Source organism: Lentzea sp., from assembly GCF_036380075.1.
In the GTDB taxonomy this organism is placed as follows: Bacteria; Actinomycetota; Actinomycetes; order Mycobacteriales; family Pseudonocardiaceae; genus Lentzea.
On sequence record NZ_DASVFL010000381.1, the window covers coordinates 1 to 18,034 of the forward strand.

17 protein-coding genes and 1 pseudogene are annotated in these 18,034 nt (G+C 71.7%); 12 read left to right on the plus strand and 6 right to left on the minus strand.

All coding sequences use genetic code 11. The features are described from left to right. Positions 1-608 (minus strand): annotated as a pseudogene (locus VF330_RS40035) (hypothetical protein); the annotation flags it as partial. Positions 609-639: 31 nt separating this feature from the next. Between VF330_RS40035 and VF330_RS40040 the strand changes: the two are divergent. The 11 genes from VF330_RS40040 to VF330_RS40090 all read left to right on the plus strand — a co-directional run bounded on the left by VF330_RS40040 (position 640) and on the right by VF330_RS40090 (position 13,101). Beyond that, complete coding sequence (locus tag VF330_RS40040) at positions 640-1,722, plus strand: hypothetical protein (protein ID WP_330856974.1); 1,083 nt, start codon at positions 640-642, stop codon at positions 1,720-1,722. Between the two features lie 10 nt (positions 1,723-1,732). Continuing rightward, the gene (locus VF330_RS40045; protein WP_330856975.1) at positions 1,733-2,161 is read left to right on the plus strand and encodes a phage tail protein; all 429 of its coding nucleotides are present in this window, start codon (positions 1,733-1,735) and stop codon (positions 2,159-2,161) included. Further along, positions 2,158-2,892: a peptidase M23 gene (locus tag VF330_RS40050; protein WP_330856976.1), complete on the plus strand. Its 735-nt coding sequence runs from the start codon at positions 2,158-2,160 to the stop codon at positions 2,890-2,892. Before VF330_RS40045 ends, VF330_RS40050 begins: the two co-directional genes overlap by 4 nt. After that, a complete protein-coding gene (locus VF330_RS40055; protein ID WP_330856977.1) occupies positions 2,885-4,654 on the plus strand; it encodes a VgrG-related protein in 1,770 nt (589 codons plus the stop codon). Before VF330_RS40050 ends, VF330_RS40055 begins: the two co-directional genes overlap by 8 nt. A gap of 10 nt (positions 4,655-4,664) precedes the next feature. Beyond that, positions 4,665-4,949 carry a PAAR domain-containing protein gene (locus VF330_RS40060; protein ID WP_330856978.1) on the plus strand — a complete coding sequence of 95 codons (285 nt, stop codon included), beginning with the start codon at positions 4,665-4,667 and terminating at the stop codon, positions 4,947-4,949. Positions 4,950-4,952: 3 nt separating this feature from the next. Next, positions 4,953-5,354 (plus strand): GPW/gp25 family protein, encoded by a 402-nt coding sequence (locus VF330_RS40065; protein ID WP_330856979.1) that lies wholly within the window; start codon positions 4,953-4,955, stop codon positions 5,352-5,354. Beyond that, positions 5,354-7,279 carry a putative baseplate assembly protein gene (locus VF330_RS40070; protein ID WP_330856980.1) on the plus strand — a complete coding sequence of 642 codons (1,926 nt, stop codon included), beginning with the start codon at positions 5,354-5,356 and terminating at the stop codon, positions 7,277-7,279. The genes VF330_RS40065 and VF330_RS40070 overlap by 1 nt, the downstream gene beginning before the upstream one ends. Before the next feature lies 1 nt (position 7,280). Next, a complete protein-coding gene (locus tag VF330_RS40075) occupies positions 7,281-7,817 on the plus strand; it encodes a phage tail protein I (protein WP_330856981.1) in 537 nt (178 codons plus the stop codon). Continuing rightward, positions 7,814-8,755, plus strand: coding sequence for a zinc ribbon domain-containing protein (locus VF330_RS40080; RefSeq protein WP_330856982.1), 942 nt, complete (start codon positions 7,814-7,816; stop codon positions 8,753-8,755). Before VF330_RS40075 ends, VF330_RS40080 begins: the two co-directional genes overlap by 4 nt. Positions 8,756-8,757: 2 nt before the next feature. Beyond that, the gene (locus tag VF330_RS40085; protein ID WP_330856983.1) at positions 8,758-11,703 is read left to right on the plus strand and encodes a VWA domain-containing protein; all 2,946 of its coding nucleotides are present in this window, start codon (positions 8,758-8,760) and stop codon (positions 11,701-11,703) included. A 93-nt stretch (positions 11,704-11,796) separates the two neighbouring features. Further along, the gene (locus VF330_RS40090) at positions 11,797-13,101 is read left to right on the plus strand and encodes a hypothetical protein (RefSeq protein ID WP_330856984.1); all 1,305 of its coding nucleotides are present in this window, start codon (positions 11,797-11,799) and stop codon (positions 13,099-13,101) included. Between the two features lie 2 nt (positions 13,102-13,103). Here the strand turns inward: VF330_RS40090 and VF330_RS40095 are convergent, their stop codons facing one another. The 3 genes from VF330_RS40095 to VF330_RS40105 form a co-directional block, all read right to left on the minus strand. Further along, entirely contained in the window at positions 13,104-13,730 is a 627-nt protein-coding gene (locus tag VF330_RS40095) for a response regulator transcription factor (protein WP_330856985.1), read from the minus strand. Between the two features lie 93 nt (positions 13,731-13,823). Next, positions 13,824-14,456, minus strand: coding sequence for a response regulator transcription factor (locus VF330_RS40100; RefSeq protein WP_330856986.1), 633 nt, complete (start codon positions 14,454-14,456; stop codon positions 13,824-13,826). Next, positions 14,453-15,028 carry a sensor histidine kinase gene (locus VF330_RS40105; protein WP_330856987.1) on the minus strand — a complete coding sequence of 192 codons (576 nt, stop codon included), beginning with the start codon at positions 15,026-15,028 and terminating at the stop codon, positions 14,453-14,455. Before VF330_RS40105 ends, VF330_RS40100 begins: the two co-directional genes overlap by 4 nt. 292 nt (positions 15,029-15,320) lie before the next feature. Between VF330_RS40105 and VF330_RS40110 the strand changes: the two genes are divergently transcribed. Further along, positions 15,321-15,899, plus strand: a complete 579-nt coding sequence (locus VF330_RS40110; protein WP_330856988.1) for a hypothetical protein — start codon at positions 15,321-15,323, stop codon at positions 15,897-15,899. Here VF330_RS40110 and VF330_RS40115 read toward each other — a convergent pair. Next, complete coding sequence (locus VF330_RS40115) at positions 15,862-16,848, minus strand: PHP domain-containing protein (RefSeq protein ID WP_330856989.1); 987 nt, start codon at positions 16,846-16,848, stop codon at positions 15,862-15,864. The genes VF330_RS40110 and VF330_RS40115 overlap by 38 nt on opposite strands. A gap of 53 nt (positions 16,849-16,901) precedes the next feature. Beyond that, the coding region (locus tag VF330_RS40120; RefSeq protein WP_330856990.1) for an MASE1 domain-containing protein at positions 16,902-18,034 on the minus strand (1,133 nt) is incomplete at its 5' end.

The window sequence follows — 18,034 nt, forward strand, 5'->3', positions numbered from 1 at the left end:
GGTCCGGGGGCGCTGGGTTCGGTTGTGCAAAGGGCGACAGTGCCGGGTTCAGCGGTGCCGGAACCGGTGGTGCAAAGGGCGGAGATGCCAAGTCCGGTGGTGCCGAGTCCGGTGGTGCCGGGTTCAGGGTCGCCGGCTCCAGTGGAGCCGAACGCAGTGGTGTCAAGCCCACGGGTGCCGAGTGCGGTGGTGCAAAGGGCCGTGGTGCCGGATCCAGTGGCGCAACAGGCGGTGGTGTCGAGTCCGGTGATGCCGGGTCCCGTGGTGCCGGATGCGGTGGTGCCTGGTCCAGAGGCACCGAGCGCGTTGGTGCCGAATCCCGTGGCGCCGGATCCAGTGGGCCAAAGGGAAGCGGCGCCGAGATCTGTGGTGCCGAGTGTGGTGGTGCCGAGTGTGGTGGTGCAGAGGGCGGTGGCACCGAGTCTCATAACGCCGAGCCTGATGTCGCCGAGTCCGGTGTCGCCGAGTCCGGTGTCGCCGGGTTCGGTGTCGCCGGGTTCGGCGGTGCCGAGTCCGGTTTCGCCGGGTCCGGTGGTGCAAAGGACGGCGGCGCCGAACTCCGTTGTACAAAGGGCGGTCGCCCCGAGGCCGACTGCTCCGAAGGCCACGGTGCCTGATCAGCCGGCGTCGGTTCCGGTTGTGCCGGAGGCGACTGTGCCGGAACCGGCGGTGCCGGAGGCGGCCGCACCGGAACCGGTGATGTCGGGCATCGCCGCACCGGTGGTGCCGGAGATGCCCCTGCTGGAACCGGTGGTGTTGCGCACGGCCGCACCCGCGCCGGAGGTTGCTGAGCCGGTGCAGACGGTGCCGGACATCGCCCCGCCGGAGCCGGCGAGCTCCTCGCCGGACGCCGGACTCGTGGGCGGGCCGGCCGCGCAGGGGAATCCACCTTCCTCACTGCCGGCGGTGGTGCAGCGGGCTCTGTCGGATGCTTCCCCCGCGACGACAACCGCCGCGAAGCCCCGAAGGCTGGGACTCGGCGAGCCGATCTCCCCGCTGCTCCAGCGAGCAGCCGTGCCCGAGGGCCCGCGACCTGCCGAACCGATGGCGGCAAGGCAGGCCGCTCCTGGTGACACGGTGCCGGGGCCGGTGGTGCAACGGGTGGTGGGACCGGCCGTTTCGCAGCGGGCGGTGAGCCCCGAGGGCGGTGGTTCGCCGGAAGCTCCGCTGGTCGGGGCGACCGAGCTGGTGATGCGGGCGGAGTCGCCCGAGCCCGCGGAGCACGAGCACGAGCACGTGGTGCAGCGGGCGATCCAGCCGACCGAACCCGGCCGACCACCCCAGGCAGTCCCACCCCTCCAGACGGCACCGACCGCCGGACACACCGCACATCTGCCGGTCCTGACCGTCACGACCCAACGCACCCCCGAACCGCAGAGAACACAGTCCATCCCGGAACCGGCCAACCCGGTGGTCCAGCGGGCAACCACCCCACTACCGGTGGTGGTCGCCCGCATCCCCGAAACACCGCAGCCTGAACGCCCGACCCCAGCCCCACCCAGGGAAACCCACCAGGAAGTGGTCCAGCGCGTCGAAGCGGCACCGATCCAAACCCAGACCCAGACGCAAACCCAGACCCAGACCACCGAAGCGCCGGCAGCGGCTCCCCAGCACCAGAACGCCGACGAGTTGCTCCGCAAGCTGTACGACCCCCTGCTGCGCCGGCTCAAGGCCGATCTGTGGCTCGACCGCGAGCGTCGTGGGGCGCTCACCGACCTGTGAGGGACATGCCATGACCGCACCGGAGGAAGCCGTCGCCGTCTGCTTCAGCGTGTCGGTGGACAAGGACGACCTCGGGTCCTTCAACAGCTGCGAGGGGCTCGGGTGCGAGTTCGTCATCGAGCAGCGGGAGGAGGGCGGCAACAACGGGATGGTGTGGCAGCTGCCCACCCGCATCAAGTACCCCAACGTGAAGCTCAGCAGGCCGGTCACCAGGGACAGCCAGAAGATCACCAGCTGGATCGCGGGCATGGCGGCGGGGATCAAGCGCAGGACCGCGGTGATCGAGGCCAAGACGCTGGAGGGCAGGACCATCGCCAGCTGGTCGCTGTCGGAGGTCGTGCCGGTGCGGTGGACGGGGCCGCAGCTCAGCGCCGAGCAGACCAAGGTCGCCACCGAGACGCTGGAGCTGGCGCACCACGGGTTCCTGGACGCGCGATGACCGTCACGTTCACGAGCGCGGGCTCGGCCACCACGTCCAAGAAGATGGAGCACGCCACCCTCACGGTGCACGAGCCGCCGAAACCGGGCGGGCTGCAGAAGCCGGGGGCGCAGATCGACGAGATCAAGTTCCAGTTCAACCCCAAGGAGCTGACGCTCGCCAAGAACGCCAAGTGGCAGCGGCAGACCCAGCCCAACGCGGCCAAGGCGGGCGTGCCGGAGTTCAAGGGCGCCGAACCGGCCAAGCTGACGCTGGAGATCTTCCTCGACTCCACCGACACCATGGGCGACGCGACCATCAAGAAGGTCGAGCAGCTCTTCAACCTCACCGTGCCCACGAAGGACTCCCGGCAGAACGCCAAGGGCAGCCCGCCGTGGGTCATCTTCAAGTGGGGCACCACGACGGGGTTCCCGAGCTACGTCTCCGCCGTCACGGCCAAGTACACGCTCTTCACGCCCGGCGGCATGCCGGTCAGGGCGGTCTGCACCGTCAACCTCGAGGAGGTCAGCGGCGAACCCGGCGGGCAGAACCCGACCAGCGGCGCACTGGCCGCACGGGACGCGCGCACCCTCACGGCCGGCGACAGCCTGCAAAGCCTGGCGTACCAGGCCTACGGCAACCCGGAGCTGTGGCGGCACATCGCCGCGGCCAACGACATCGACGACCCGATGCGGCTGCGGCTCGGCACGACCGTCCTCGTTCCGGCGTTGGAGGAGATCCAGCATGGCTAACGAGAGCTTCGCCAACAACCTCGTCGTCGAGGTCGACGGGCAGCCGTTGCCCGCGGACGTCAAGCTGCTGCTCACCTACGCCTACGTCGACGACAGCCGGAACCTGCCGGACATGTTCGTGCTCCGGTTCCGCGACCCCGGCCACGTCGTGCTCGCCAAGGCGGGCTTCAAGATCGGCTCCAGGGCCGCGCTCAAGGTGCAGACCGCCGACCCCGGCGGGCCGAAGCCGTTGATGAGTGGCGAGATCACCGCCGTCGGCGTCGAGCTGGACGCACATGGCACGTTCACCGAGGTCCGCGGCTACGACGAGGCGCACCGGCTGTTCCGCGGCAAGCGGGTCGCGGTCTACCCGAACATGACGGTCGCCGACGTCGTCCGCAAGGTCGCCGGGCGCGCGAGCATCAAGGCCGGGACGATCGACACCGTCCCCGGTTTCGGCGGCAGGCCCGACACGCAGCTCAGCCAGGACAACGTCAGCGACTGGGAGTTCCTGAGCCGCCTCGCGCGCACCGTCGGCGCCCAGATCGCGGTGAAGGACGGCAAGCTCGACTTCAGGCTGCCCGAGCCACCCGCGTCGGCACCGCAGCCCAACGCCAAGGCGAAGACGAACCCGCTCGTCCTGGAGATGCACAGCACGCTCGTCGCGCTCAGGGCCGGGATCACGACCGCCGGCCAGGTGCCCGAGGTGCAGGTGCGGGGCTGGGACTTCGAGAACAAGCAGGAGGTCGTCGCCACCGCCGTCCCGAACACGGCAGGAGTCGAGGTCGCCCAGGCCGATCCCGCCGCGCTGGCGAAGAAGTTCGGCGCACCTCCGCACCTGGAAGCCGGCCTGCCCTACCGGACGCACGCCGAGGCCAAGACCGCCGCGGAGGCGCTGGCGGCGCAGCTCGGCGGGGCCTGCGCGGAGCTCACCGGGGTGGCGAGGGGCAACCCCGAGCTCAAGGCGGGCACCGCGGTCGCGCTGGCCAACGTCGGCGAGCAGTTCCAGGGCAGGTACACGCTCACCAGCACCCGCCACCTCTTCGCCGAACACACCGGCTACACCACGGAGTTCACCGTCTCCGGCAGGCAGGAGCGTTCCCTCTACGGGCTCGTGCACAGCACGAAGGACCGGCCGCTCAACGGACTCGTGCCCGCGATCGTCACGAACGCCAAGGACCCGTCGGAGCTCGGACGCGTCCAGGTCAAGTTCCCGTGGCTGTCCGGCGAGCTCACCAGCGTGTGGGCGAGGACCGTGCAGCAGGGCGCGGGCAACGGCCGCGGCGCGCTGGTCCTGCCCGAGGTCGGCGACGAGGTGCTGGTCGGGTTCGAGCACGGCGACTTCGACGCCCCGTACGTGCTCGGCGGCCTCCACAACGGCAAGGACAAGCCCCCGAAGCTCGGCAGACCCGCGGTCGACAGCGCCAACGGGGCGATCGCCGCGCGCGGGTTCGTGAGCCGCAAGGGGCACAGGGTCGAGTTCGTCGAGGACGACGGCGTCGTGATCTCCAGCGGTGACGGGAAGTTCGTCGTCAAGCTCGACCAGAAGGCGCAGAGCGTCGAGATCACCAGCGGCAAGACCATCACGGTCAAGGCGCAGAACGGCATCACCGTCGACGCGGGCTCGGGGCCGCTGGAGCTCAAGGGCCAGAAGGTGTCCGTGAAGGCGCAGACCGAGCTCACGGCGGAGGGCGCGCAGGTCAAGATCGCCGGCCAGGCCCAGACGGAGGTCACGGCGAGCGGCCCGCTCACCGTCAAGGGCGCCATCGTGAAGATCAATTAGGGGGAACGCGATGCCACCCGCGGCCAGAGTCGGCGACATGACAGCACATCCCGGCGTCATCACGGGACCGGGCGTGCCCACCGTGCTCATCGGCGGCAAGCCCGCCGCCACGGTCGGGGACCTGCACACGTGCTCGTTCCCGCCGCCCGCCGTGCACCCGCCGACACCGATCGTCCCGCCGGGCTGTCCGACCGTGCTGATCGGCGGCAAGCCCGCGGCGCGCGTGACCGACATGAGCGGCTGCGGCGCGCCGATCCTGCCGCCGGGCGCTCCGACCGTCCTGATCGGAGGGTGAGCGGTGGACTTCATCGGCAGGGGCATCAGCTTTCCCGTCCGCACCGACGCGACGGGATCGGTGGCGCTGGTGGACGGCGACCGCGAGGTCGTCGAGAGCATCCGGCTGATCCTCGCGACCGCGCCGGGTGAACGACCCATGCGGCCCGAGTTCGGCTGCGCGATCCACGACCTGGTGTTCGCGCCCGCCGACTCGACGACGGCCGGGCAGATCGCCTACGAGGTGCGGCAGTCGCTGGAGCGGTGGGAACCGCGCATCGACCTCACCGACGTGGTCGTCGACTTCGCCGAGGTCGCGAGCGGCACGCTGCTGATCGACATCCGCTACACGCTCCGCAACACCAACGACCCCCGCAACCTCGTCTTCCCGTTCTACGTCATTCCGCCCCACGAGGACGGTGCGTGATGCCGCTTCCCCTGCCCAACCTGGACGACCGCCGCTTCCAGCAGCTCGTGGACGAGGCCAAGCGCCGCGTCCAGCAGCGCTGTCCCGAGTGGACGGACCACAACGTCTCCGACCCCGGCGTCACGCTGATCGAGGCGTTCGCGCACATGGTCGACGAGCTCGTGTACCGGCTCAACCGCGTGCCGAAGCTGCACTACCTCAAGTTCCTCGACCTGATCGGCGTGGAGCTGTTCGCGCCGACCGCCGCCCGCGTGGACGTCACCTACTGGCTCTCCGCACCGCAGCCCGCGCCCGTCGAGGTGCCGCGGGGCAACCAGGTCGCGACCCAGCGCCGGGGCGTCGAGGAGCCGGTCGTCTTCACGGTCGACCGCCCGCTCACGATCGTGCCCTGCGAGCTCTCCCACCTGGCCACGGCCACGGCGCACGGCCAGCCCGTCGACCGCACCGACGACCTCAGGGCGGTGAAGGAGCCGGCCGCGTTCAGCGAGCAGCCGGAACCCGGCGACGCCGTGCTGTTCGGCCTGTCCGCCGCGGTGCCGGGCTGCGCGGTGCTGCTGAGGTTCGACTGCGACCCGATGGGCTCCGGCATCAACCCGGCCGACCCGCCGTGGGCGTGGGAGGCCTGGACCGACGACGGCTGGACCGCCTGCGAGGTCGACAGCTTCACCAACGGCGGCTTCAACTCCTCCGGCGACGTCGTCGTGCACGTCCCGGCGGGCCACACCACGTCGGTGCTGGTCCGGCAGCGGGCGGGCTGGCTGCGCTGCCGCGCCGCCGAGCTGTGGCAGGGCCAGCCGTTCTACCAGCGCTCGCCGCGGATCCGCGACGTCACCGCGTCGACGATCGGCGGCACGACCGAGGCCGTGCACGCCGACGTGGTGCGGGGCGAGACCATCGGCGTCTCGGAAGGTGTTGCGGGTCAACGGTTCCCGCTCGCCCGCACGCCCGTCGTCGCCGGAGCGCCGCTGGTCGTGGAGGTCGCCGCCACCGACGGCTGGGACACCTGGACCGAGGTGCCCGCGTTCACCGAGTCGGGTCCGGAGGACCGGCACTTCCTGGTGGACAACACCGAGGGCCAGATCATCTTCGGCCCCGCGGTGCGCCGGCAGGACGGCGGCCTGCGGCACTACGGCGCGGTGCCGGCGAAGTCGGCGGCGATCCGCGTGCCCGAGTACCGCACCGGTGGCGGCACCAGGGGCAACGTCGCGCGCAACCTCGTGACGGTGCAACGGGACCCGGTGCCGTTCGTCAGCACCATCACGAACCGCAGGCCGGGCAGGGGAGGGGTCTCCGGCGAGTCGGTCGAGGACGCCGCCCTGCGGGGACCGTTGTCGCTGCGGACCCGTGACCGGGCCGTGACGGCGGAGGACTACGAGATCCTCGCGCGGGAGGCCGCGCCCGAGGTCGCACGGGTGCGCTGCGCACCGGGCGAAGACGGCGTGCGCGTGCTGGTCGTGCCCGCCGTCCCGGCCGGCGAGGACACGGGCTTCGCGGCCCTCCAGGTCGACCAGGAGACCCTCGACCGGATCGCGCGCCACCTCGACGCACGCCGGTGCGTCGGGGCGCGGGTGAGCGTCGAACCGCCCTTCTACCAGGGAGTCACGGTGGTGGCGGACCTCAAGGCCCGTGCCGGCACGCCGACGGAGGCGGTGCGGGCACGGGCGGTGGACGCGCTGGGCGACTACCTCGACCCGATCCGCGGCGGCGCGGACGGCGGCGGCTGGCCGTTCGGCCGGCCGGTGCACTCGGGCGAGGTGTACGCGGTGCTGCAACGGATCGCGGGGGTGGAGCTGGTGGAGGACGTGAAGCTGTTCGCGGCGAACCTGGTGACGGGGGAGCGCGGGCAGTCGGTGCAGCGGGTGGACCTGCCGCCCACCGGGCTGGCCTTCTCCTACGGGCACCAGGTGCGGGTGGCGAGGAGCTGACATGCGCAGTGCCGTCGACGACCTCGTCTCCCCGCACCCCATCGGCGAGCGCATGCCCGCCGTCTACACCGACGACGACTTCACCCAGCGCTTCACCAGGGCACTCGACGAGGTGCTGGCGCCGGTCTTCACCGTCCTCGACTGCTTCTCCTCCTACCTCGACCCCCGCCTCGCCCCGGCGGACTTCGTCGACTGGCTCGCCGGCTGGGTGGCGCTGGACCTCGACGAGAGCTGGCCGACCGCCCAGCGCCGCGAGCTCGTCGCCAGTGCCGTGCACCTGCACCGGCTCCGCGGCACGCGTCAGGGCATCGCGGACCACGTCCGGCTCCTCACCGGTGGCCGGGTCGACGTCGTGGACAGCGGCGGCACGGCCACCTCGCGCGACCCGCGCGGACCCATGCCGGGCACCGCGCCAGCCCACGTGCTCGTCCGGATCCGGGTGGCGGACCCGGATGCCGTCGACAGGGCCCGCATCACCGCGGCGGTGCGCCGGATGGTGCCCGCGCACGTCGCCACGACCCTCGAGGTGACCTCATGATCGTCTGTCAGAGCTGCGGTGAGCACAACGCGCGGAACGCCGAGTTCTGCGGCAGCTGCGGCGACTTCCTCCAGTGGACCGGCGCTCCGGCGCAGACCGGGGCGGTCCAGCCGGACGCGGCACTGCAACAGCAACAACAACCCCACCACCGTCCACAACAGACGCTCAAGCGCGAGCCGCAGGCCGGCGACCTGATCTGCGGCATGTGCGGGTCGGGCAACCCGGACACCCGGCGGTTCTGCGGGGTCTGCGGCCACTCGCTGGTGGACGCGGTCCGGCAGGAGCAACCGTGGTGGAAGCGGTGGCTGCCCGCGAAGGGTCCGAAGATCCGCGAACACGGCAGCCGCCCGCGCCGCGCGAGACGGGTGCGGCAGGGCGTCGGCAAGGCGATCCGCTGGACGCTGGCCGTGGTGTTGCTGCTGTTCGGCGGCCTGTACGCGTTCTCGCCGCCGTTCCGCGCCACCGTCAGCACGCGGGTGGTGTCGGCCAAGGACGCGGTCGCCGGCATCTTCGCCGAGGACTGGGTGCCGGTGCGGCAGAGCTCGATCACGGCCGCGCAGGAACGCCCCGACCACCCGGCGGCGTTCGCGATGGACAACGACAAGGGCACCTTCTGGGCCGCCCCGACCGACCCCAAGACAGCGGCGCTCACGATCCAGTTCGACCACGTCACGGACCTGCGCCGGATGATCGTCCACAGCGGCGACCCGAAGAAGTACCTGGGCTCCCAACGCCCCCAGCGCCTCACGCTCGTGTTCGACACCGGCAAGACCCACGACGTCACGCTGACCGACCAGCCCGGCCAGCAGGAGCACGCCATCGCGAACGGCGACGGCGTCAGGCAGGTCCAGGTCCTCGTCGCGGGCGTCTACCCGTCCGCCGAGAGCACCGACACGGTGATCAGCGAGATCGAGCTGTTCGCGAAGCAGGTGAACTGACCGTGCGCGCGCTTCCGTTGCTGCTGGTGGCTCTTCTCGCCCTGCCCGTTCCGGCGTCGTACGCCCAGCCGCCGGTGCCCGAGCCGTTCGACGTCGGCTTCACCGGCGGCGGCGACGTCTTCAAGGCCGACAGCTCCGGGAACGCGCGCACCAACCTCACGAACAACAGCCGGGAGCAGCAAGATCCGGCCTTCTCCCTCGACGGCACCAAGCTCGCCTACGTCGACGACGGGCACGTCGTCATCGCCGACGCCGACGGCGGCAACCCCCGGCGGCTCACCACCGAACCGCTGAGGCAGACACAACCCGCGTGGTCCCCGGACGGACTGTCGATCGCCCTCGTCACCTGGGTCCCCAACGGCGAGGGCACCACCCCGGTCGTGCAGGTCCACCGCGTCGCCGACGGCGTGCGCACCGGCGAGATCACCGTCCCCGAGCACCTGATCGCGGACGACACCCAGCCGGACTGGTCGCCCGACGGCAGGACCATCGCCATCACCCGGCGGTCGAGCACGATCACCGCGACCCCCGCGCAGATCAGCGAACCGGAGACCGACCGCCCGGCGCGCGTGGGCAGCACGTTCGACGTCAGCCAGCTCGTGCGCACACCGCGCGTCCCGCCCAAGCCCGACGTCGTGGTCCTCATCGACATCAGCGGCTCGATGAGCGAGGAGCTCGGCAGCGTCAAGCGCACCCTGGACGAGATCATCAAGGAGATCCGCGCGCAGCAGCCGGACACCCGGTTCGGCATCGGCTCCTACGCCGGACCGGAGAACGCCGGCCGCACCTTCACCGTCCACGTGCCGCTCACCGAGAACGTCGGCGACTGGCAGGACGACGTCACCATCATCACCGACGAGGGGTCCACCGAGGTCTGGGCGCACGCGCTGATCCAGACCGCCACGGGCGCGTTCGACTTCCGGCCCGACTCCAGCCGCGTCGTCGTGGTCATCGGCGACGAGGGCACCGCGGAGGGGCTCATGCCGGGAGGCGCGGACACCGTCCCGAACGCCATCGCGGCCCTGCGGGCCAGGAACATCCGGTTCGTCGGCATCGACAGCGGCGGGCTCGACCAGTTCGGGCAGGCGAGCCGGTTCGTCGCGGCCACCAACGGCTCGTTGCAGACCTACGACCAGACCAAACCGGAGGAGATCAGCACCGCGATCCTCGCCGGCATCCGCGACCTCGACGTCAAGGTCACCCCGGTCTCCCGGTGCGACAACGGCCTCGGCGTCGCCTTCACCCCGCCCGAGGCGGTCGTGCCGAGCGGCCAGGACGCCGCGGTCGGCGAGAGGTTCACCGTCGCCCCCGGCGTCGCACCCGGCACGACCCTGCGCTGCACCGTGGAGTTCCGGCTCAACAACGAGCAGCAGACCCGCCCCGGCTACGTCCAGCACGTCGAGGTCCAGGTCACCGACGCGGCGAAACCGTTGGTGCGCGTGGACGACATCCGGACCGCGGCACAGGACGGCACCGGCGCGGCGGTCACCTACCAGGCGAGCGCGGCCGACAGCCAGAACCGCCCGCTCACCCCGGTCTGCACACCGCCGTCCGGCACCAGGTTCCCGATCGGCGTCACGACGGTGACCTGCACGGCGACCGACGCGCTGGGCGCCACCGGCAGCGACACGGCCGTCGTCACCGTCACCACGGCGGACTCCGACGGCCCCGAGATCTGGCTCGTCACCCCGGACGGCAGGAGCCAGCTCGACCTGTCCCCGCGCTTCCCCGAACCGTGCCGCGGCCGCCGCGACGAGGACCCGGCCTGGTCACCCGACGGCAAGAGCCTCGCCGTCACGCAGGACGGCCGCCTCTGCGAGGTCAGCGCCGACGGGTCCGCCGCGCGCGTGCTCGTCTCAGGCAGCGACACCGCAGTCCGCCCTAGGAACGCGGCCTGGCTCCCCGACGGCAGCGGGATCGTCTTCGAGGAAGGCGACTTCGAGTCGCCGCCCGATCTGTGGACGGTCCGCGGCAGCGGCGCACCGCAGCTCTACACCCGCAACGGCGCCCAGCCCACCGTGCGCCGGCTCGCGCGGATCACCTTGGCCATCACCGCCACACCCGCCGAGATCCCGTTCAACGGCGAGACGACGATCGAGGTCACCGTCGCGAACACCGGGTTCGCGGCCGCACCCGCCGTGCTCACCGTGACCGCCGCGGACGGGCTGGACGGCGGACCGGCCGGCACCGACCTCGGCGTGCTCGCACCGGGGCAGCGGAAGGTCGTGAGCGGCGAGGCCACCGGCGTCACGGCGGGCGAGCACGTGGTGACCGCCGCGGTCGGCGCGATCACGGCACGCGCCACCGTGAAGGTGCTGGAACGCACCGGGTCGCTGTCGCTCAAGATGTCCGCGAGCCCCCGGCCCGCGTTCGTCGGCGGCGACGACGTGGTCGTGAAGTTCGCGCTGTTCAACAGCTCCGGCTCGACGCTCACCGACGTCCGGGTGATCGCCTCGTCGTTCGGCTGCCTGCCGGAGTGCCCGGTCGGCACGCTCGGCCCCGACGGCGACGCCGAGGTCGAGCTCAGGATCCCGGCGACCGAGGCCGTCGACCGGGAACTGGTCGGCGTCGTCGTCGCCACCGGCCCGGACGAGGACTCGCTCGACAACGTCTCGACGACGCAGATCGTGATCAGGCAACCCACCCTGACCCTGGACCAGCAGGCGGGACCGCTCGGCGGCGTGGTTTCGGTGCAGGGCAGGGACTTCCCTCCCGGCGCGAGGATCAGGCTCGGCTGGAGTCCCGGCATCGCCGAGACCCCGGGCGAGCTCACCACCGCCGACGGGACGTTCTCCGCGCAGATGCTGGTGTTCCACAACGACACCGAGGGCGTGCGGCAGGCCACGGCGAACCCCGTCGAGGGCACGAGGTTCGGCGAGGTGAGGTCCGGTGACTTCCTCGCGGTCCCGAACACCGTGCAGCCGCTGGACTTCGTCGAACGGGGGTGACGACCCGGCTGCCCCCTCGGGCAGCGCGGAGCGCACCCGGTCACGCCTTCACCGCCGCTGCCACCCGGCAGCCGAACGAGGAGACTTCTGGACATGGGAGCAACTGCGACGCTGTCCACCGCGGACCTGTCCGTCGTGCCGGGCGGGGACGTCACCTGCCAGGTGGTGGTGCGCAACGCCGGCGAACTGGTGGACCAGTTCACGATCGACGTCGTGGGCGACGCCGCGTCGTGGAGCCGCGCCGAACCCGCCGTGGTGAACCTCAACCCCGGTGAGTCCGCGCCGGTGCTCGTCCGGTTCGCCCCGCCACGGGACGCGCGCGTCCACGCGGGCTCGGTCCCGTTCGGCGTGCGGGTGATCTCCCGCGAGGACCCGCACGGCTCGGTCGTCGAGGAGGGCGTGGTCGTCGTCGGCGCGTTCACCGACGTGGCCGCGGAACTGGTGCCCGCCAAGGCCGAGGGCTCGCGGCGGGCCAAGTTCGAGGTCGCCGTCGACAACGTGGGCAACGCGCCCGCGGCGTTGCGGCTGCGGGCCCTCGACCCCGAGGACGAGCTCGACTTCCGCCTGGACCGCACCGAGGTCGTGCTCCCGCCGGGCACCACGACGTTCGTGCGGGTGCAGGCCAAGCCCCGCAGGACCTACCTGCGCGGCGAGCCGCGGCGGCTCCCGTTCCAGGTGGAGGTCACGCCGGAGCAGGGCGACCCGCTGCTCGCCCAGGGCACGATGGTCCAGCGCCAGCTGCTGCCGAAGTGGCTGGTGCCCGCGCTGATCGCGCTGCTGCTGATCGCGGCGGCGCTGGCGGCCCTGTGGTTCTCGGTGCTCGCCCCCGCGGTGAAATCCGCGGCGCGCGAGGCGATGCAGCAGGAGACCAGGCAGATCCAGGAGAAGGCCGACGAGGCGGCGAGCGCGGCCGGCGCGGCCAAGGACGAGTCCAAACAGGCCGCCGCGAACGCCGGTCAGGCCCTCGACGCGCTGGGCATCAAACCGGGCGACACGTCCGCGACCCCGACCCTGCCCAAACCCCCGGCGGCAGCGGCCGAGGGCACGCCGGTGACGTTCCGGATCGACTCCACCTCCGCGATCGTGGCGAACGCCGGCACGTTCACCGAGGTGACGTTCACCCCGCCGGACGACAAGAAGACGTTGCTCATCAAGGACATCTTCTTCGAGAACGCGAAGGGCGACACGGGCACCGCCCAGCTCGTCAGGGACGCGGGCGGGACGCGCAGCGTGATCCGGGTGATCGGGCTCGGGAACTTCCGGGACCGCGACGAGCACTTCCAGGAACCGCTGCGCTTCCAGCCGGGCGAGAAGATCGTGTTCCGGGTGAGCTGCCAGAACCCGCAGCCCAAGGGCGCGTGCACGCCCTCGGTCGTGTTGAACGGACGGGCGCAGTGAGCTCAGATCAGCCCTTCGCGCAACGCGAACGCCACGGCGTGGGCCCGGTTGCGCAGCTGGAACCGGTTGGTGATGTCGTGCAGGATCGACTTCACCGTCCGCTGCGAGTAGCACAGCTTCTCGGCGATCTCCCGCGTCTCCAGGCCGTCGGCGATCATCCGCAGCACCTCGGTCTCCCGGCTGGACATCCCGGCGAGGTTGAGGCCGTGGGGGCGCAACACGGTGCGCTGCAGCTGGGACACGCGCCCCAGCAGCCGGCCCAGCAGGTCCGCAGGCAGCGAGCCCTCGCCGGCGTGGGCCGCGCGGATCAGCCGCACCAGCGTGTCCGGGGTGGCGTCGGCCCGGCGCAGCACCGCGGACACGCCGATGCCGACCACGTCGAGCAGCTCTGCGTCGGCCACGTCCCCGGCGATCAGCACGATCCCGGGGCCTGGCCGGCACTGCAGCTTTCTCAGCAGCTGCAACACGTTCTCGTCGAGGCGTTCGGCGACGACGAGGGCGACGCAGCCCTCCGCGGTCTCCGGTTCGACGAGCCTGATCTCGGGACGTGACCGCAGTGCGACGGTGACGCCCGCGCGGGTGATGGAGTCGGTGGCGTGCAGGACGACGGTGACCGGTTCGGCGATCATCAGCTCTCCCCTTCTGACGTCGGCTCCTCCATCATCCTGCCGGGAACGTCCCGGTCGACATGGGCACCTGTCCCGACCTGTCCCGGAACGGGTTTAGGATCCCCAGCCCGCCTGCCGCGCCCTGTGCACGGCCTGCGCGCGATCGGCCACCTGGAGCTTGCGCAGGATGTTCGAGACGTGGTTGCGCACGGTTTTGGTGCTGAGGAACAACTCCCGGGCGATCGCCGCGTTCCCCTTGCCCGCGGCCATGAGGTGGGCGATCTCGCGTTCGCGTCCCGTCAGCTCCGGCAGCGTGCTCGGTCTCGGCGCACCGGCGAAGAAGGCGAGCAGCCGCGTCGCGACGGCGGGGCTGAAGATCGCCTCGCCCTCGCCGACGGCCCGCACCGCGTCCACGATCTGCTGCGGCCGCGAGGACTTCACCAGGTACCCGCGGGCACCGGCCCGCATCGCCGCGAACAACGACTCGTCGTCCTCGAACATCGTCAGCACCAGCACGCGGGCGGACGGACGCGCGGTGACGATCCGCGCCGTCGCCTCGATGCCGCCGAGGTCCGGCATGTTGATGTCCATCACGACGACGTCCGGGTGCAGCTCCCCGGCCAGGGCGACCGCGGCCGTGCCGCCGGAGGCCTCGCCGACGACGTCGATGCCGCCGTCGACCAGCGCCTCCATCACGCCACGGCGGAAGAGGGGGTGGTCGTCGACGACCAGGGCGCGCAGGGTCATGAGACCGGCAGCGCTGCCGCGAGCCTCGTGCCGCCGTCGCTGCCCCGCTCGACGTGGCAGTTCCCGCCGAGGTCGCTCGCGCGCCGCCGCATCGACGCGAGCCCCACGCCGCCGGAGACCTCGGCCGGGGCGCCCACCCCGTCGTCGACCACCTCGACGTGCAGCTCGGCATCGAACCACAGCCGCACCTGGCACGTGCGCGCGTCGGCGTGGGTGACAACGTTGGTCAGGGCTTCCCGGATGATCTTGTACGCGGTGACGCTCACCGCGTCGGGCAGCGCCGGGATCTCCCCGAGCACCGCCACGTCGATCGCGATGTGCAGCCGGGACCGCAGGTCGGCCACGAACTGCTCGACCGCCCCGACGAGCCCGAGCCGCGACACCGGGGCCGGGTGCTCGCTCGCCACCAGCGTCTTGATGTCGCCGATCGCCGAGTGCACCTCGTCCTCGAGCGTCGCGAGCAGCCGCGCGGCGGCCGCCGGATCGGTGGCGAGGAGCCGCCGGGCCGACCGCAGTCCGAAGGCGACGGCGGCGAGCGAGGGGCCTATCCCGTCGTGGAGGTCTCGTAGCACCGTGCGGCGCGCTTCACCCGCACTTCTGGCGCATGTCTCCGCTGGCACTATGAACTGGCGGCGCATGCTGGCTCCCTCCCAACCATGACTTCGCTCGCACTTCTGCGCACGTTTCCGCCATTCCCGATTGTGTTACTGCAAGTCCCTCGATTGGCCTATCACCGCTGCACAGAGCGATCGTTCGCCCTCTGATGAAAATGGTGCGGGCATTGATCCGGACAGCCGGGTAAAAGAGTTCGTCTGCCAACCAAGACACCGGTATTTCTCCGCCGAATGGCCCCTCTTGCGGGATATGGGAGTCGAGGTCCGCGACCCTCGCTGGCTCGCCGCCGTACCGGGGGCCGAGCTCGTGGTCGGAGTGGACGAAGTGGGGGAGTGCGCCGCCGACGGTCACCGGGTCACGGTGATGATCGACCTCGTGCCGCGCACGGTGGCGTCGATCAGGGACCTGGCGGCCGAGGCCGTGGGCGAGGGCGCGCGGAAGGTGCGCGTGCGGCCGCACGGCGTCGACCGGGTCGACCTGGTCTACGCGGCCGTGGAGCTGAACCGGGTCGCGGAGGACGACGCCGTCGAGGTGCAGTTCGACGTCACGTCGGCGACGCTGCTGCGGACGGACCCGTCGGCGTTCGTGCGGGCCGACCCGCTGGTGGTCAAGCGGGACGGGACGGTCGTGCCGATCTGCGAGGGACTGGAGCGCTATGCCCTGGGCGAGCTGGGATCGTTCGACGACCTGGTCGGCGCCTGGGACCCCGGACCGGTCCACGACCTGTGCCGGGTGGCGCTGACCAGGGCGCTGGCGGACACCGGCCCGCTGGTGTCCTGGTACGAGCACCTCACCCGGACAGCAGCCGGTCCGCGGGCCGGGTGTTGACCACCAGGTCCGGCGTGACGCCGCACTCCTCCGCCCGCGCGCAGCCGTAGTTCAGCCAGTCGAGCTGGCCCGGTGCGTGCGCGTCGCTGTCGATCGAGAACGTGCACCCGGCGTCCACGGCGAGGCTCAGCAGGCGGCGCGGGGGGTCGAGCCGCTCCGGCCGCGAGTTGATCTCCACCGCGGTGCCGTGCTCCGCGCAGGCCTCGAACACCTTCCCCGCGTCGAACTGGGACTCGGGCCGGCCCTTGCCCACCACCAGCCGGCCCGTGCAGTGGCCGAGGATGTCGACGTGCGGGTTCCTCACCGCGTTGACCATCCGCCGGGTCATCTCGGCACTCGGCATCTTCAGTTTCGAGTGGACGCTCGCGACCACGACGTCCAGCCGTGCCAGCAGGTCCTCGTCCTGGTCGAGCGAGCCGTCGTCGAGGATGTCGACCTCGATGCCGGTGAGGACCGTGAACGGAGCCAGCTCGGCGTTCAGCTCGGCGACGACCTCCAGCTGCTCCTCCAGCCGCTCCCTCGACAGTCCGTTCGCGACGGTCAGGCGCGGCGAGTGGTCGGTCAGCACCATGAACTCGTGGCCGAGGTCGCGCGCCGCCTCCGCCATGTCCCTGATCGGGCTGCCGCCGTCGGACCAGTCGGAGTGGACGTGGCAGTCGCCCTTCAGCTTCGACCGCAACTCCTCGCCGCCGGTGAGGTCGACGTGCCGCAGCTTCGCGAGGTAGGCCGGTTCGCGGTTCGCCAGCGCGTCCGCGACCACCCCGGCCGTCGACTTGCCGACGCCCTTCAGGTCGGTCAGCGTGCCGAGCTTCGCGCGCTTCTCGACGTCCGCGGGGTCGAGGCCGGCGAGGACGGCGGCCGCGGTGCGGAACGCCTGGACGCGGTAGGTCGGCTCGCCCGCCCGTTCGAGCTGGAAGGCCACCTGCTTCAACGCCTTGACCGGATCCATACCCCTTCCTACCCCATCCGTGCACCGCTCGCGGATCACGGCGCGCGGCGGCGTCAGGACGCCGGGGTCCCGGGAGGCACGACGCGCCCGAGCCGCGTGCGCACCCCTTCCTCCTGGTAGTGCGCGACGGTCTCGGCCAGCTGCTCGCACGCGCGCTCGATCGCCTGCCGCGCCTGGTTCCGCTCGCTGGTGATCGCGCTCAGGATCAGCCCGGTCAGCGCCACCGTCCCGTTGAACGCCTGGAGCACGATCATCGTCGCGGGCAGGGCGTCCGCCGAGAAGTGGCCGCCGGACGCCGCCATCACCGCGGCCACGGAGATGATCACGGCGCACGGCGCGGCGAGCGCGTGCTGGAACCGCAGCGCCGCCCAGATCAGCATCGGGAACACCAGGAACAGCAGCCGCGACCCCGACACCGTCACCACCGACGCGAGCCCCGCCGTGACGAGCAGCAGCACGCCGCCCTCGACCAGCCTGCGCGGCGGGGCCTTCCACCGCCGGGGCACCGTGAGCAGCAACGGCGTGAACACCAGCACGCCCATCGCGTCGCCGGTCCACCACACCGACATCACCGCCGGCACGTCGTGCCACCCGATCACGCCGCCCATCCCCAGCGCCGCCGTGCCGACCGCGGCGCTGATCAGCATCGCGGCCAGCGCACCGATGAACACGAGCAGCAGCGCGTCCTTCAGCCGGTCGAGCGCGGGCCGGAACCCGAACCGGTTCAGCAGGTACCAGGCCACGAGCGGCGCCGCGGTGTTGCCGGCGGTGATGACGACGGCCGACCAGTGGCCGGCGCTCAGCGTGACGTTCGTGGCGAACGCGCCCAGCGCGATGCCGGGCCAGAGCCGGCGGCCGCCGATCAGCAGTGCCGCGACCGAGATGCCGGTCGGCAGCCACAGCGGCGTCACCTGGCCCTCCACCAGGGCCAGGACGAGGCCGACCTGCGCGGTCGCGTAGTAGGCGAGCGCGACCGCGACGATCGAGACGACGGTGCGAAGTGCGGCGTTCACCGCAACATGCTGCACCTGTGCACACACGACCGCCAGACCCGGTGACCCGCCGTACCCACCTGGCTTCGCCCCGTAGGTGAGCGAGCTCTCGTGGTTGACCTCGGCCGGGTGATTGCGCACGGTGGTGACCGGCCAGTAACCAGAGACGACGACCGGTGATCGGAGACGCATGA